Genomic DNA, 14,357 nt, shown 5'->3' on the forward strand with positions numbered 1-14,357 from the left:
ATGACAGAATTTTTATTTTGTTATTTTTATTAATTATCTTTCTCCCGGAGTTTTACGACCAACTCATAAACCTCAGGATGTTTTTCTTTCAAATGCTCATCCAGCAAATGTCTTCGTTCTTTAAACTTCTCCGCAAGCTCCGGATGTTCCTTTGCAATACGGTCATGGATCTCTCTACGATGCTCCTCGAAGCGTCTGGCAATCGTTTCCTCTTCCTTACCTGATATATGAACGATCTCCTTCAGATGCTCTTCCAGATGCTCTAACCACTCATCCTCATCCATAGCTTCCATATGTGACCAGCTTCCATGCAAAAGCTCATCAACATCTCCGGTCTGTTTCAAATGCTCGATCTGAAGTCTGATCTGCTTCTCTATCTCATCTTCACTCTCCGCTCCAAACGCCCAGACAAATTCCTGAACCCTGTTATCTGCACGCTTTCTGGACGCACTTCTCGGCTGATTGTCTACATCCCCCTCTAATGGATATGGTCGCTTAATTCCCATATCCTTTAAGGCAATATGTACTGTTCGTCTGACACAGCCTTCCTCAATCAGATAACCAAGTCCCAACTTACGCAGCTGTTCATTCACATCTGCGATATGCTCTGTCATGTAGAAACGGATTCCCTTATCCTTTAACGACTGATATAACATGGCGATCCTGTCAGCCGCTGTTATATCGATACTGCCGATTCCACTGGCATCTATGATAACCGCCTTTGTCTCAGGCGTGATATGATCTTCAATATCTCTCTGGAGGATCTGTATATTCGCAAAGAACAGATTGCTGCTGAACCGATAGATCAGTACACCGGAGATTGCATGGATCTGGCTGCTCTCCTTCAGATCCCGGAAATGCTTATGCCCCGGCTGGATTCCAAGGAAACATCTTGCAGGCTTGGCTGTCCGTATGATCATCTCTGTAAAGGAAAGAAGAATACCGATCAATACACCGTTGATCGTGCCAAGTAACAGCACACCAAAGAATGCCCCGAAAAAGATCAGGCATTCTGTACGGCTGACTTTAAAGAGTCTTGCCGCAAGATCAAATTCCGTTGCTCCAAGCAACGCTGATATCACAATAGCTGTAAGCACAGGAACCGGAAGATAACCGATAAATCCGGTCGCACAGACCAGAACAACGATCATGGAAAGACCTGCTATGATACCGGTAAGCTGTGTCTTTGCCTGATACTGTTCTCCCATTGCCGTTCTTGATACCGAGCCATTGATCGGACAACAGCCGGTAAATGCCGCAAGGAAATTTCCCATTGAAAATGCCAGAATCTCCTGGTTATCATTGATCCGGTAACCATTCTTCTGCGCAAAATTATTCTCCGCCAGAAGTGTCTCTGCCATTATAACGACTGCTACCGACAGGCTGATCGTTACAGCCTCGCGAATCGATATCACACTAAAATCCGGAACCGCCCAGTGTGGGAGTCCGGTATCAACAGATGCAAGTGTCTGCACACCCCAGTCCTCTATAGGAAGCAGATATGTCATGCCTGCCCCGGCTATCATCAAAAGAACCGCCATCGGGAATTTTGGGATCAGCTTCTTACATACCAGCAATAGCACAAGAGCCGCAAGTCCCAGTACCACCGACTGCCAATTGATATCTTTGGCTGTCTTTATAATATGTTCTGTCAGCTCAAAAAACTCTCCGGTTCCTGCCGATCCTCCCATCAGCTTCGGTACCTGCATTAGTATAATAGTCGTACAGATTCCGGTAATGAATCCGCCCATAACCGGTGCCGATATATAGTTGACCAGTTTTCCTGCTTTCATAATATAAAACGCCAGAAGCCACAATGCCACAAAGAAGGTCAGTACCGGAACAACCGCCATCGCCTCCTCTGATCCACTCTCTATATGAAGGCTTAACAATGCCGACCCAATAAGGGCTGCCGGAGCTGCATCCACTCCAAAAGTAAACTGAGGCGATGTCGAGGCCAGAGCAAATATCAAGATCGGAAATACCGAACCATACAGTCCATAGACCGCAGGAAGTCCGGCAATCTGCGCATATCCCATGGAGATCGGAATGGATACTGCCATGATAATAATACCTGCAAGAAGATCCTTTATGAAATTTTTCTTATCATAATGACGTAATGTAGCCGCTAATGTTATCTTCATCTCTGCCTCTTATATCTGTATATTCTTATACTGCAATTATAAAAGAAAAGTGGAGCTATGCACAACCATTATCTTTGCCTTTCTTCTATTCAGCCCCCTGTTATCAACCATCTGATATATGACATATATCAATTGCACCATCCATTGTCTATCTCCGATTGGATCTCCGCCAAATCTTTCTCGCTTCTGCTTCCCTGATCAATTCATCTCTGAAATCAGGGTGTGCAATCGATACCAGAGCCTCTGCCCGCTCCCATGTTGAACGGCCTTCCAGATTCACAACCCCATATTCCGTTGCCAGAAAATAAACCTGACTTCTTGGAGAAGTAACGATATCTCCATTAAACTGTGGATGAATTCTTGAATGAACCACCCCTTTACTGTCCTTGTACACAGAACTCATGCAGATAAATGCTTTACCTCCCTTAGATGCAGATGCACCAACGAGGAAATCCAGCTGTCCACCGGTTCCGGATATCTGTCTGACACCTGCACTCTCCGCTGCCACCTGACCATACAGATCAACAGCAACACAGCTATTGATAGAAACCATGTTATCAATCTCACCGATCACTCCGGGACGATTCACGTACTCTAACGGATATGCCGCAACTCCCGGATTATCGTCAATCCAATCATATAGGCTCTTGCTTCCGACCGCACAACCAAATACTCCTTTTCCGCGATCGATCTGCTTGTATTTGTTCGTGAGTTTTCCCGCCAGATACATTTTCAGATATGCATCGCTGCAAAGCTCCGTATGCATACCAAGATCCTTCAGATCAGACTCCGCAATGATATCACCCAGTGCATTCGGCATACTTCCAATACCGATCTGCAGGGTTGCTCCATCCACAATATAAGGAATGATCAGTTCCGCAATCTTACGATCAACTGCAGTCGGCTCTGGCATCAGCATATCCGGATACGGTTCATGCTCTCCTTCCACGATATAATCAATATCCGAAATATGGATACACTCATCATAACCGCCGCGAACCTTCGGAAGATTCTCATTGATCTCTACGATCACGATATCTGCCGCACGCACGATCGGTGCTGCCACTCCGGTATTGACCGAATAATTAAAATATCCATGCCGATCCATCGGTGACACACTGAGCATAACAACATTTACCTTAAGAAAATACTCATAATATGCTGCATTATTATGAAATACCATCGGAATATAATAACAGAGTCCACGATCACATAACGACCGCTCATATGCTGAACAATGCCAGCTGTGATAAGTAAAATGCTCCTGACTCTCATCACATTCTGCAACTGCGATCGGCCCTGAGATCAGATTACCACGGATCTTAACATCAAACAGCTCGTCTCTACGTTTCGCCAATGCCCGATCCAGGATCTCCGGCTTTCCAAGTGAACAGGTATAATCCACCCAGTCACCATCTTTTACAACGGAAACCGCTTCCTCTGGTGTGCGGAGTTTTCGTCTGTATTCCTCTAAAAAATGTTCGTATGTCATACTGTTCCCTCCTTCGCTTATCCGTCCCTGACACAAATTATGCCTGTAAAACCTCTGACAGCTTCGTGTCTGACTGCAATACTTCTATCGCTTTCTTTCGGTACTGTTCTTCGTGAAGATAGGTATACCGGAATGGTTTTATAGCCGGTGCTTTTTCGATCGCACGAATGAAATCTTCCCGCTTCATGCCGACTGTCTTCACATAATCCCAGAATCCTGTATCTGTAAATACCGTATTGATCCGCTCATATCTGTGATCCTGAACAACACTCATCAGGTATGTTGCAACTCCGACCTGAATACCATGAAGCTGCGGACGTTCCAACATCTGATCCAATGCATGTGATATCAGATGCTCACTTCCACTGGTCGGCGCACTGTCTCCTGCAATCTCATTTGCCACACCGCTCATGGCAAGAGAATCTAATAGTTCTTTGATAAACCGTTCATCGTGAATGTCTTTAAACGGTGTCCGCACAAAGCTGTTGACCGCCTTCTTCGATATCATCATCGCAAAGTCATTTACCGAACCATGTCCATGTGCTTCTTCAAAATTCCAGTCATAAAGTGCCGTGATCTTCGATACCATATCACCGATACCGGAAAACAGAAATGCCTCCGGTGCCCCCTTTATCACATCGATATCTGCAAAGATTCCATATGCGATCCCTGCCGGTACGGATTTGCGTCGTCCCTCCACGATCAGAGATGCACTGGCACTGGAAAATCCATCACTGGATGCCGACGTCGGCACACTGATAAATGGCAGTTTTCTTAAGAAGCCACAATATTTGGCCGCATCAACCACCTTACCGCCTCCGATACCAAGTACCGCCTGTGCAGTATTCGGGAATGAAAATGCAAGCTGCACCAGATCGTCGATCCGAACGGTATCCATCTCCATATATTGGAGCACCTCAACACCGCTGTCTGACATACCCTCCATCACCGTATGTCCAAACATATCGATCAACCCATTGCCAAACAGGATCACAACCTTGTAGATTCCCTCATCTGCAAGATAACCCCCGATCCGTCTGAGCAGATCTTTCTCCACCTTTAATATCGATGGTATCTGTATCTCCCTGGTATCAATCTTCGCCATAATCGCCAACCTCCTGAATCCCTGTAATTTATTATACATTCTCTTATTCAAAATTTCTGCATTTCTCTATATTTTGCACTATTCTATATTCTACATAATTATATACTCAACATACCCTATTTTAACCTAAACTGCAACTTATTCCATTCAGACCAACACTAACATAGAGCAGTGGAAATACAAACGATTGGTATGATGAACTAACGCCTAAAAAATTTGAAGCCGGAGGGATATATATTTTATGAAGCAGACCTATTATTACGTCGGTCCTTAACGAATCACCATCTGGTGATGAGTTTAGTACCGCTACGTAATAATCGAACGAAAGTGCTCTGCGTAATAAATATATATATCCCACCGGCTCCAAATTTTTCATAACCTTAATTGTATTTCCACTGCTCAGACTGCAGCTGGAGGTCAACCATATGCTTGTAGATGCCGTTCCCGGCTTTCAGATCCGCAGGTGTTCCCTGCTCCGCAACTACGCCATCCTTCAACACAACGATCTTATCAACGCCATCTACCGTACGCATTCTATGTGCAATGATAAGTACCGTCTTATTCCGGATCAGCTTGGAGATAGATTCCTGAATAACAGACTCGTTATCTACATCCAGAGATGCAGTTGCTTCATCCATCAGAATGATCGGCGCATCCTTTAAGAACGCTCTTGCGATCGAGATTCTCTGACGTTCGCCACCGGACAACTCGGAACCGTTTTCACCGATCATGGTATCCCATTTATCCGGAAGCTTCTCGATGAAATCTGTACAGTTTGCAAGCTTTGCTGCTGCCATAACTTCTTCATCGGTCGCATCCTTTTTACCGATCCGGATGTTCTCCATAATTGTATTATTGAACAATGTAACATCCTGGAACACGATCGAATACAAGGACAATAACTGCTCCGGATCAATTTCCAGAACATTCATGCCGCCGACTGTGATCGTACCGGCATTGTTATCCCAGAATCTTGCTGCCAGTCTGGAAACCGTTGTCTTACCCCCGCCGGATGGTCCGATCAGGGCTGTGACCTCACCCTGCTTTGCCGTAAAGCTGACATCGGAGAGTACCTGCTCTCCAGCCTTATAGGAGAATGCCACATGATCAAATACGATGTCATATCCCTTATTATCCGGATTCTCTCTTCCTGTCTGTTCATCATGAGACAGGATCTCATCCATACGCTCACAGTTCTTATTGATACTGATAACGGCAGCCAGATTCTGAAGCGAGATCTGAAGCGGCTCATACATTCTGGTTACAACCAACAGAAATGCAAAGAACGTCAGTACACTGATCTTGCCATCAACCAGAAGAATACTTCCAACAAGTGCCACTGTCCCGATACCAAGCTTTAAGATCATCTGTGCGGAGCAGACAAATGCTGCATTTGCAAATTCGGATACTATCGCATGATGCTCGACATCCTTGATCTTTTTATTCAGACCCTCCATATAAGAATCAGCCATATTATTGGAACGAAGATCACGAATCGTTTCCAGACCTTCCTGTATCCCGTCCAGACATGCAAGCTTATAGGTTATCGTCTTCTCATGAACCTTACCCATAACTGTCTTTGAATAACCAACGATGGCAAATGCTACCGGCATAACCCATACAGCCGCCAGCGCCATTCTCCAGTCGAAGAAAAACAGCCCGATCACGATCAATGTTGTAGATATAAATGCGCCTACAAGCTCAGGAATCCAGTGTGAGCTTGCTGTCTCGATCAATGCACAGTCGGACATGATTGTATTTGTCAAATCTGCAAGATCCTTCTTGCCAAAGAAAGAAAGCGGAAGCTTTCTCAGCTTTTCTGCAAGCGTTCTGCGACGGACTCCACTCTCTACGTAGGTCGAATAGAAAGTCGAATTATATTGAAAACTTGTTGATATTACAATTAACAATAAAGTTACACTGATTCCAATAATAAAGAATATCAGTTTATCCTTTGGAACACGGTTCTCCAACAGGTAGGAAGCTAATTGATACAGCAGTCCTACCGGGAGCATCAGCACCAAATTGGAGATCGTAACTGCCACAAAGGCGCGAACCATAGCATTTGCACCCTTTTCGGACAAGGCATATTTGTGCTTTAATTTTTCTATCATGCTGTTTCACCTTTCCTTCCTACCTGCCAGTTGACAGATTTGTTATATTCCTTCCACATATGAGTATAGATTCCGTTCTTTTCCGACAGTTCCTCATGTGTTCCGTTCTCTGCGATCTTACCATCCTTCAGCACATAGATGCAGTCCGCATCCGTTATGGTTGACAGGCGATGCGCGATCATGATAACCGTCTTGTCCTTTGCCAGATTCTCAAACGCTTTCTGAACCAGACGCTCATTATCCGGATCGGCAAATGCTGTTGCTTCGTCTAGGATCAGGATCGGTGCATTTTTAAGAAATGCTCTTGCGATCGATAACCGCTGTGCTTCACCACCGGATACATAGATTCCCTTGGAGCCAATCATCGTATGTACCCCCGCCGGGAACTTCTCTATGATATCCATACACTGAGCAGCAGAAAGTGCCTGCATAACTTCTTCGTCAGTCGCATCCGGTCTACCCATTCTTATATTTTCCAATATGCTGATCTTTAACAGCTTGCTGTCCTGAAATACATACGATACTTCTTCCATCAGTTTCTTAGTGTCAATATTTTTAACATCCACACCACCGATCTTTATGCTGCCATCCTTTACATCCCAAAATCTTGCAACCAGAGATGCCAATGTAGTCTTACCACCACCGGATGGTCCAACGAAAGCGATATGTGCACCGGTCGGAATCTTCATGGATATATCGTCAATTGCATTTTTCTTTGCTTCGTCATAGGCAAATGTAACATGCTCCATCGTGATCGATGCATCCTTTGGTATCTCCTGCTTTTCTGTATTTACCAGAGGCTTTGCATTTAGAATATCATCCATTCTCTGTAATGCATCCTCCACCAGCATCTGGGATTCGCCTGCATAGGCAATCTTCATCAGTGTAGTTGTAAGAACCGAAGTGATCAGGATATAGAAGATCAGGTTTAATACAAATGTATTACTTACATGATTACCACCCAGAATGTAAGCAACAATGATTAGTGCTGCAAAGATTCCATTTGCTGACATTGTAAACAGCACCATCGGCTTCATCATCCCCTTGGTGTAATCAAGCGTCCATTTCTCATAATCATCGATTGCCGCTTTGAACTTCTTGAATGAGTACACCGTCTGTCCAAAGGTCTTAACAACCGGAATACCTCTTACATACTCAACTGCCTCGGAAGACATGGTCTCAAGTGCATTCTGATACTGCTTCATATCCTCTGCCATCTTTGGTCCCATCATCAATGTTCCCATCATGATAAATGCCAGAACCGCAGGAATCAGACTGGCAATTCCCAGTCTCCAGTCAAATACGAACATCACCACTAACAGTCCAACCGGCGTTGCAACGGAAACTACTTTATCCGGAAGGTTATGTGCGAGGAAAGTCTCTGTTGCTGCACTTGAATCATTTACAACCTTACGGAGCTTTCCGGTTCCTTCTTTCTCAACGTAGCCAAGCGGCAGCTTCATGATATGCTCCATCATAGTGGTTCTCATATTTGCCTGTACACGAAAGGCCGTAATATGGGAGCACATCAGCGCGACAATATAGATAACCATTGCAAGCAGAGCAAATCCAACAGCCTGCCAGCCATAGGTTTTGATATGTGTCGCATCTACGAAATCCGGCCGAACCTCAAGGATCTCTTTCATAATACGCCAGATATCATAAAATGGTATCAATGCGATCCAAGCAGAAAGGATCGCAAGAACACAGGACGCATAGGTAAAATACTTATGCCCTCCTGCTATGCCCATGAGTCTGGACAATGCACTTTGTTTCTTTTCTTTCATAGTTAACCTCCTGTTACTAAAGTTAGCATTTACTAACCTATATTTATTTTTATAGGACTGGTGCATGTTGTATTTCATGCAGCAGTCCCTATTATCAGAACTTCATTCCGATCACCGCCTGCCAGCCCGCATAGTTAAATGCTCTGACATTTGCCATAAATTCTTTTGCCTCTTCATAGCTTTTATCATGTGTGATAAGTTCATACACATACTGCCATCCGTTCCTGCAATATACATGGATAAAAAAATCATCTATCGAATGTCCTCCATCCGAAAACTGCTTCGCAAACTGTTTATAATAGTATTCTTCCTTTGCCGCAAGCCTGTCAAAATATGTCTCATATTCTGTTCCCGCCGAACAGCAGAAGATCAGTTTGAATTCTTCCTGATGTCTGTAAATATATTCCAGTACAAGATCCGTTCCTTCATCTCCGGCATCCTCCGCCCGACTGATATCTGTCGCTTCTCCTGCTTTCTTTATGCTGTCAGAATAAATCGCCATTAACTCATCTGCGGCTTCTTTTACAATCGCCGTAAATAAGCCACTCTTGTCGCCAAATCTTGTATAGATTGAATTCGTGCTGACTCCACTGTCTGCCGATATTCTCCGCAGGCTGGCATCATGGAATCCATATTGTAAGAATTCCTTTCTGGCACTATCCAATAAATTTTCTGTTACACCTTCTGATTCTTTTCTCATAAACCACACCTTGATCACTCATCGTCATTTATATGCAATATAAAATAACAGCGTTATTATAACGCTGTTATTTTATAAAAGTCAAGCTTATTTCTTTAAAATTTCTTCTCCATACAGATAAAATGTTTGTCAAACAGATCACATTCCCCGACAGTCCTAAATCCGATCTTTGCATATGTCGAGAGTGCTACCACATGGCCTTCCCGAACCAGAATATGGATTCCTTTCATGCCCCGGTTCTTCAACACATCACCGGCATAATTCATCATCTGCTTTGCGATTCCCTGTCCCTGCGTATCCTTTCTTACACAGAGTCTGGACAATTCTCCCGACGGTGCCTGATCTTCATGCCAGCAGGTCAGTGACTCCACGGCATCGTCATGGTCGATTGAGATCGTCGCAATGATCTCTCCTGCATCGTTCTTCATCACAAACAGGTCTTCATTCTTAAGGTCAAATGCGATCGTGTTCTCATCCGGGTATGTCTCGCTCCACTCACATGGTCCCCCGATCATCGCATGGTATAAAGCCAGCAGTTCATCTTTATCTTCTTCTGTTGCATTCATTATCTGCATGGTAAGTCCTCTCTTTTCTGTCTTTCTTCGTTTACTTATTCACTCTGCATCAAACAGGTCTTCCATTTCCTCTACGGCTTCATAGTATTTGTTCATCCACTCGCTCATCCGGTCAATTTGTTCTCTGTCCGCTTCCACCTGCTCAATATCCTCCGGCCATTCATCACCCTCATCTATGCCCTGTTGCAGGAGCCAGTTCTCCGCACACTCAAACCGGCACATTCTACCATCGTCACTTTCGATTGTTACCAGCACCAGAAGCGGTTCCCCGGGCATCCGCTCCTCGCAGCCATAATCTGCTTCATCTATTCTGGTCACAGACCACATGTTATGCATCTCCTTTTTCTTTTGCAACTATAAATAAATTAATATTCATTATAACACAGGTCATCTCAAAACTGAAAACAGGTTCTACCAACATTTCATTGTCGATAAAACCTGTTTAAATTTATTCTGTATTATCCTTTATATTAACAGATATTTTTACTTGTTATGTTTCCTTTTCCTGTCCAAAGTTACCACAAGGTCAATGTTGGAAACCTAACCAACCTTCTAGATCTGCTGTGTGTCATATCCTACAAGAGCCAGATAATTAAGAGCCTCTGCACACTCTGATGCAGAGAATGCAGTTTCTGCACCCATCTTCTTTGCCAGTTTGGAAAGTGTATCCATTGTATTTACTGACTGTCCGTTTACCTTAGACATGGAATCTTTTGTGATTCCCATTATTGCCTGCACCTGTGACATGGAAGATTCAAAATTGGCAGCCGTAGTAACCGATGCTGTTCTAAGAGCAGTCACCCCTGCTGTAACGGGTAATAGTTTCTGTCCGGCAGAGGAAATGTTATCTCCTATGGTCTTTAACTTTTCTCCGGCTGTGGCTATCTTCTGGACTGCCATAGCTGACTGATTTGCCTGTGTTTCAAGGTTCTTCAAATCCTGCTCCGTCTCTACGATTTCCCTTTGAAGGGCATCATACTGTTCCTGTGAGATTTCTCCATTGGCAAGTGCTGTATTTGCCTGTTCTGCTGCCATCTTTAAGGTTGCCAGTTTTTCTTTTGTTTCACCAACGGCCTCAGCAAGCAGTTTATGTTTTTGTGCCAGAAGTTCCGTATTGCCCGGATCCAGTTTCAGCAGTTTGTTAACATCCTTCAGCTTCGACTGGGTGAACTTGATCTGTCCATTCACACCTTTAAGGGCATTCTGTAATTTGGTTGTATCACCACCAATTTCTACGATAATTCCTTGTATACGGCTTGCCATGAATTCTCACCTCCTCTCTCCTAAATTTTGACATAAAAATGCTCGGATTTCTCCGAGCAAGAAAAAGCACCAACCCACTTAAGGATTGATGCTCTCAACTAAATATCAATATTCTTTTCCTTCAAACTTGATCTTACTTTATCTGCATTTGCATAGCCAAAAAACTGATTCGCATAATCTAGTAACAATGAATTCAAAAAGATAACATCTCTTTTTACTAACTGTTTAATTTTATATTGATACACCATCGCACCAGATTTTAAAAATTTATTTGTAGGTGGTTCTATCGTATCTTCACTCCCAAATCCCAAACACGCAGATAAAGTTGGGGCATGTGGCGGATATATTATCCTTGTACCTGAACCCTTTAAGTGCTGTTTATATGCAGGACTCATTGTAATTATTGCCATATTTCTTGATAAAGGAAATATACCATAATCTTGCGGTGATACCATTTGAAGCAACATAGCATCTTCAATCCGACCACTTTGCATTAGTGCGTTCATCTTTCTTACACCAATGGGCCCCATATATGCAGCCCATCCTCTATCAGTAATAATTAAATCCTCTTTACTATTGTTTGTTCTTACAAATACATTATACGAAAAAACAACATCTTTTACATAATTAAAAAGATTCATGTTCTCGCCTTTATTTGCTATCCTAACCAACTCTTCCTTATTCTGACATTCTAAAATCTTATTCATGTTTTCGTAGAAATCACCACTGAATATATCCTTAAATGGGTCATTCTCAAAAATAAATCCATCTCTTTTTAAGGCCTTATACCAGAGATTATGCTCCATATTTTCATCCTTAACTCTTAAAGTCGTAATAATTAAATACTTCTTTATTGTTAATAAGTCCTCTGATGTTAAAGCAATATTGTTGTTTTCTTTAAGAATTTTGTTGTTCAATATATTAGCAAACTGAACCTCTATCTTGTGACATAAGTCTTTCTCAATATTCTCAGGATAATACCCTTTTTCGGAAAATACTGATTTGGTACTCCTGGACTCTATATTTCCTGAATTCAAATCATAATACTGGATTTTTTCGTCTTCACAAAAATGTCTCAAAATGAGTTGAGGAATAAAATGGCTATTAATCATATAATCACCTCTTTACTGATTTGAGTATAACATATTATTAATAATTATTACCATTAAAACTTGTCGAAATCTTCCTGCGTTGCTAGTTCTGCATATTTGCAATCATCGTTTCTGCTCTCTGCATACATATCATTGATAAGACCTATCGACAGCATATCAAGATCTGCCATCGATAAGCCTAACTGCACACATCGAAGCAGAAACAATGGGGTTGTCATTTCACGCTCAGTTGGGCGAACTTTTTTTAGATTCAACATCCGTTTTTACATTCAGTCCCCAGAGTTCAATCAGCTGTGGAAGAACCTGGTAAATAGAGAATCTAAAATTTTATTAAACCGACTAAAGACTCCATAGTTTGTGTGTTTGACTTACTGTTTATATCTATCTTCTCCTAAATATTTTTCTAGTCATTGCAATATAAAATTGCTTATACAGTCTCTCCCTTAAGAGTCCTGGTATTCTGGATAATATACAGAGCGACCGATATGACCATCATTATAGCGCACAAACCAATCAATAGATCTGATACCATCGGTGTAATGTGGAACCATATAATATGCACCGCTGCAGTTCCATATAATAAAGAGGTTACTATCTTTCCATGCCAGTCTGCACCATGTACTTTTCCTGTCTTTCGTATCACAAGACATCCACTGACTACCATATACAACTCTTTACCTGCCATTATTACGATTAAAAGAAGCACATGCGGAAAACGAGTAAACAGACAGATTAACATCGCTGCCTGTGTCAGCTTATCAGCCACCGGATCAAGTATTTTTCCTAAATTACTAATCCTATGGAATCTTCTTGCGATATATCCATCAGCAAGATCCGTAAGACCAGACAGCAATAAGATTTCACCAGCTAACAGAGGATTTTTCTTTACACAATAACTCCATATAATTACCGGAATCAGACAAAGCCGAAAAAAGAAAGAAGATTAGGAACCGTAATAATTCTATTCAAATTTTCTTCCTGATTCACTTCACTCTGCATGTACGGTCACCTCACTTTCCTTTTTTTTAGACATAAACCAATAAAATATAACACAAAATGCTAAAGCAAACACAACACCAAAAACATTTTGAATCACTCTAAGACTAACCGCTCCTTGTAGTCCATAAGTCTCTGCAGCAATGGCTAAGGCACCAAATGTGTTAAATACTGCCTGCCAGCCATATTGTGCTGAAAATCCTACACCGATTCCACCAAGAATTCCTATATATGCATAGATTGACGAAGGAAGCAGAAAATATAATACTGTAAAACATATAACACCTGCAATATTTCCGACAATCCTTTTACGGACTCTGTAGTGCATATCTTCCATAAACGGCAAAATCACGGACATGGCCGCAATACCAGCCCACATTGCACGTGGCATATTACAAAATTCTGCAATGCAAAGGACAATCGGTACGCATAAAATCTGACATATCTGCCATTTTGTTCTGGAAGAAGTGATATCAAATTCTTGTATCAGATCTTTCAGATTTCTTTTATAAGTTCTGTTTTTATGATTTCGATAAAATACGAAGCAGGTAAGTGCTGCACCTAAAGCCATTCCGACTAATCGCATCTGATAGCTTTTTCCCGTAACATCATAACCATATAGCAGCAGATACCCAAGAACCAATGTAGATTGATTAAACATGAGTGGATTATGGCATCCGAACAGAATCAACACAGCCAGTGCCGCAATATTTAACAGCATTCCCAATACCGGTGAAAACTGATTTGCTAAATGCGGACATACAGTCATAATTACAAAGAACAAAGCCAAAAGCATCGTAGATTGTCCGGTGTGGATCCCCAAATCCGCATTTCTAAACACCATGAGACATAATAAGACTACTACACCTACAATGCTGTTCTCATTTCCAAATAGGGTGCTGAAAATACTAACAAAGAAAAAACAAAATGCCATTGTAACAGCTATCTTCACCAGATATACCCACATATGATATAATTTTTCTTTTAGTGTTTCACTCTTTTTCAACAGTTTTTTAGAACCTGCCTGATTTAACTGCAACTCCTGATAAAATGTCATATAAATCCTCCT

12 protein-coding genes and 1 pseudogene are annotated in these 14,357 nt (G+C 42.2%); all 13 read right to left on the reverse strand.

Features of this window, described 5'->3' with window-relative positions; all coding sequences use genetic code 11:
• Positions 1-29: 29 nt before the first annotated feature.
• The 13 genes and pseudogenes from DWY07_RS04000 to DWY07_RS04055 all read right to left on the reverse strand — a co-directional run bounded on the left by DWY07_RS04000 (position 30) and on the right by DWY07_RS04055 (position 14,345).
• Positions 30-2,144, reverse strand: a complete 2,115-nt coding sequence (locus DWY07_RS04000) for a SulP family inorganic anion transporter (RefSeq protein WP_117822247.1) — start codon at positions 2,142-2,144, stop codon at positions 30-32.
• A 148-nt stretch (positions 2,145-2,292) separates the two neighbouring features.
• Positions 2,293-3,636 carry an acetyl-CoA hydrolase/transferase C-terminal domain-containing protein gene (locus DWY07_RS04005; RefSeq protein WP_117822248.1) on the reverse strand — a complete coding sequence of 448 codons (1,344 nt, stop codon included), beginning with the start codon at positions 3,634-3,636 and terminating at the stop codon, positions 2,293-2,295.
• Positions 3,637-3,673: 37 nt separating this feature from the next.
• Entirely contained in the window at positions 3,674-4,741 is a 1,068-nt protein-coding gene (locus DWY07_RS04010) for an iron-containing alcohol dehydrogenase family protein (RefSeq protein WP_192919814.1), read from the reverse strand.
• 380 nt (positions 4,742-5,121) lie between these two features.
• Positions 5,122-6,855, reverse strand: coding sequence for an ABC transporter ATP-binding protein (locus DWY07_RS04015; RefSeq protein ID WP_117822249.1), 1,734 nt, complete (start codon positions 6,853-6,855; stop codon positions 5,122-5,124).
• Positions 6,852-8,642: an ABC transporter ATP-binding protein gene (locus DWY07_RS04020; RefSeq protein WP_117808211.1), complete on the reverse strand. Its 1,791-nt coding sequence runs from the start codon at positions 8,640-8,642 to the stop codon at positions 6,852-6,854. The genes DWY07_RS04015 and DWY07_RS04020 overlap by 4 nt, the downstream gene beginning before the upstream one ends.
• A 94-nt stretch (positions 8,643-8,736) precedes the next feature.
• Complete coding sequence (locus tag DWY07_RS04025) at positions 8,737-9,342, reverse strand: TetR/AcrR family transcriptional regulator (RefSeq protein ID WP_117808210.1); 606 nt, start codon at positions 9,340-9,342, stop codon at positions 8,737-8,739.
• 95 nt (positions 9,343-9,437) lie between these two features.
• Positions 9,438-9,917 carry a GNAT family N-acetyltransferase gene (locus DWY07_RS04030; protein ID WP_117808209.1) on the reverse strand — a complete coding sequence of 160 codons (480 nt, stop codon included), beginning with the start codon at positions 9,915-9,917 and terminating at the stop codon, positions 9,438-9,440.
• Between the two features lie 39 nt (positions 9,918-9,956).
• Positions 9,957-10,244 (reverse strand): hypothetical protein, encoded by a 288-nt coding sequence (locus DWY07_RS04035; RefSeq protein WP_021943411.1) that lies wholly within the window; start codon positions 10,242-10,244, stop codon positions 9,957-9,959.
• Positions 10,245-10,469: 225 nt separating this feature from the next.
• The gene (locus DWY07_RS04040; protein WP_347465163.1) at positions 10,470-11,180 is read right to left on the reverse strand and encodes a phage tail tape measure protein; all 711 of its coding nucleotides are present in this window, start codon (positions 11,178-11,180) and stop codon (positions 10,470-10,472) included.
• A gap of 98 nt (positions 11,181-11,278) precedes the next feature.
• The gene (locus tag DWY07_RS04045) at positions 11,279-12,292 is read right to left on the reverse strand and encodes a DUF4238 domain-containing protein (RefSeq protein ID WP_117822250.1); all 1,014 of its coding nucleotides are present in this window, start codon (positions 12,290-12,292) and stop codon (positions 11,279-11,281) included.
• A gap of 53 nt (positions 12,293-12,345) precedes the next feature.
• Positions 12,346-12,549: a hypothetical protein gene (locus DWY07_RS13170; protein WP_008402119.1), complete on the reverse strand. Its 204-nt coding sequence runs from the start codon at positions 12,547-12,549 to the stop codon at positions 12,346-12,348.
• A 170-nt stretch (positions 12,550-12,719) separates the two neighbouring features.
• A pseudogene (locus DWY07_RS04050) lies at positions 12,720-13,291 on the reverse strand (CDP-alcohol phosphatidyltransferase family protein).
• Positions 13,281-14,345 (reverse strand): FUSC family protein, encoded by a 1,065-nt coding sequence (locus DWY07_RS04055; protein ID WP_117808207.1) that lies wholly within the window; start codon positions 14,343-14,345, stop codon positions 13,281-13,283. The pseudogene DWY07_RS04050 and the gene DWY07_RS04055 overlap by 11 nt, the downstream one beginning before the upstream one ends.
• Positions 14,346-14,357 lie beyond the last annotated feature (12 nt).

Source organism: Clostridium sp. AF23-6LB (assembly GCF_003461085.1).
In the GTDB taxonomy this organism is placed as follows: Bacteria; Bacillota; Clostridia; order Lachnospirales; family Lachnospiraceae; genus Coprococcus; species Coprococcus ammoniilyticus.

Coding starts and splice junctions, on each gene's coding strand:
- DWY07_RS04000 (WP_117822247.1), bottom strand. CDS start 2,144: ATGAAGATAACATTAGCGGCTACATTACGTCATTATGATAAGAAAAAT.
- DWY07_RS04005 (WP_117822248.1), bottom strand. CDS start 3,636: ATGACATACGAACATTTTTTAGAGGAATACAGACGAAAACTCCGCACA.
- DWY07_RS04010 (WP_192919814.1), bottom strand. CDS start 4,741: ATGGCGAAGATTGATACCAGGGAGATACAGATACCATCGATATTAAAG.
- DWY07_RS04015 (WP_117822249.1), bottom strand. CDS start 6,855: ATGATAGAAAAATTAAAGCACAAATATGCCTTGTCCGAAAAGGGTGCA.
- DWY07_RS04020 (WP_117808211.1), bottom strand. CDS start 8,642: ATGAAAGAAAAGAAACAAAGTGCATTGTCCAGACTCATGGGCATAGCA.
- DWY07_RS04025 (WP_117808210.1), bottom strand. CDS start 9,342: ATGAGAAAAGAATCAGAAGGTGTAACAGAAAATTTATTGGATAGTGCC.
- DWY07_RS04030 (WP_117808209.1), bottom strand. CDS start 9,917: ATGCAGATAATGAATGCAACAGAAGAAGATAAAGATGAACTGCTGGCT.
- DWY07_RS04035 (WP_021943411.1), bottom strand. CDS start 10,244: ATGTGGTCTGTGACCAGAATAGATGAAGCAGATTATGGCTGCGAGGAG.
- DWY07_RS04040 (WP_347465163.1), bottom strand. CDS start 11,180: ATGGCAAGCCGTATACAAGGAATTATCGTAGAAATTGGTGGTGATACA.
- DWY07_RS04045 (WP_117822250.1), bottom strand. CDS start 12,292: ATGATTAATAGCCATTTTATTCCTCAACTCATTTTGAGACATTTTTGT.
- DWY07_RS13170 (WP_008402119.1), bottom strand. CDS start 12,549: ATGTTGAATCTAAAAAAAGTTCGCCCAACTGAGCGTGAAATGACAACC.
- DWY07_RS04055 (WP_117808207.1), bottom strand. CDS start 14,345: ATGACATTTTATCAGGAGTTGCAGTTAAATCAGGCAGGTTCTAAAAAA.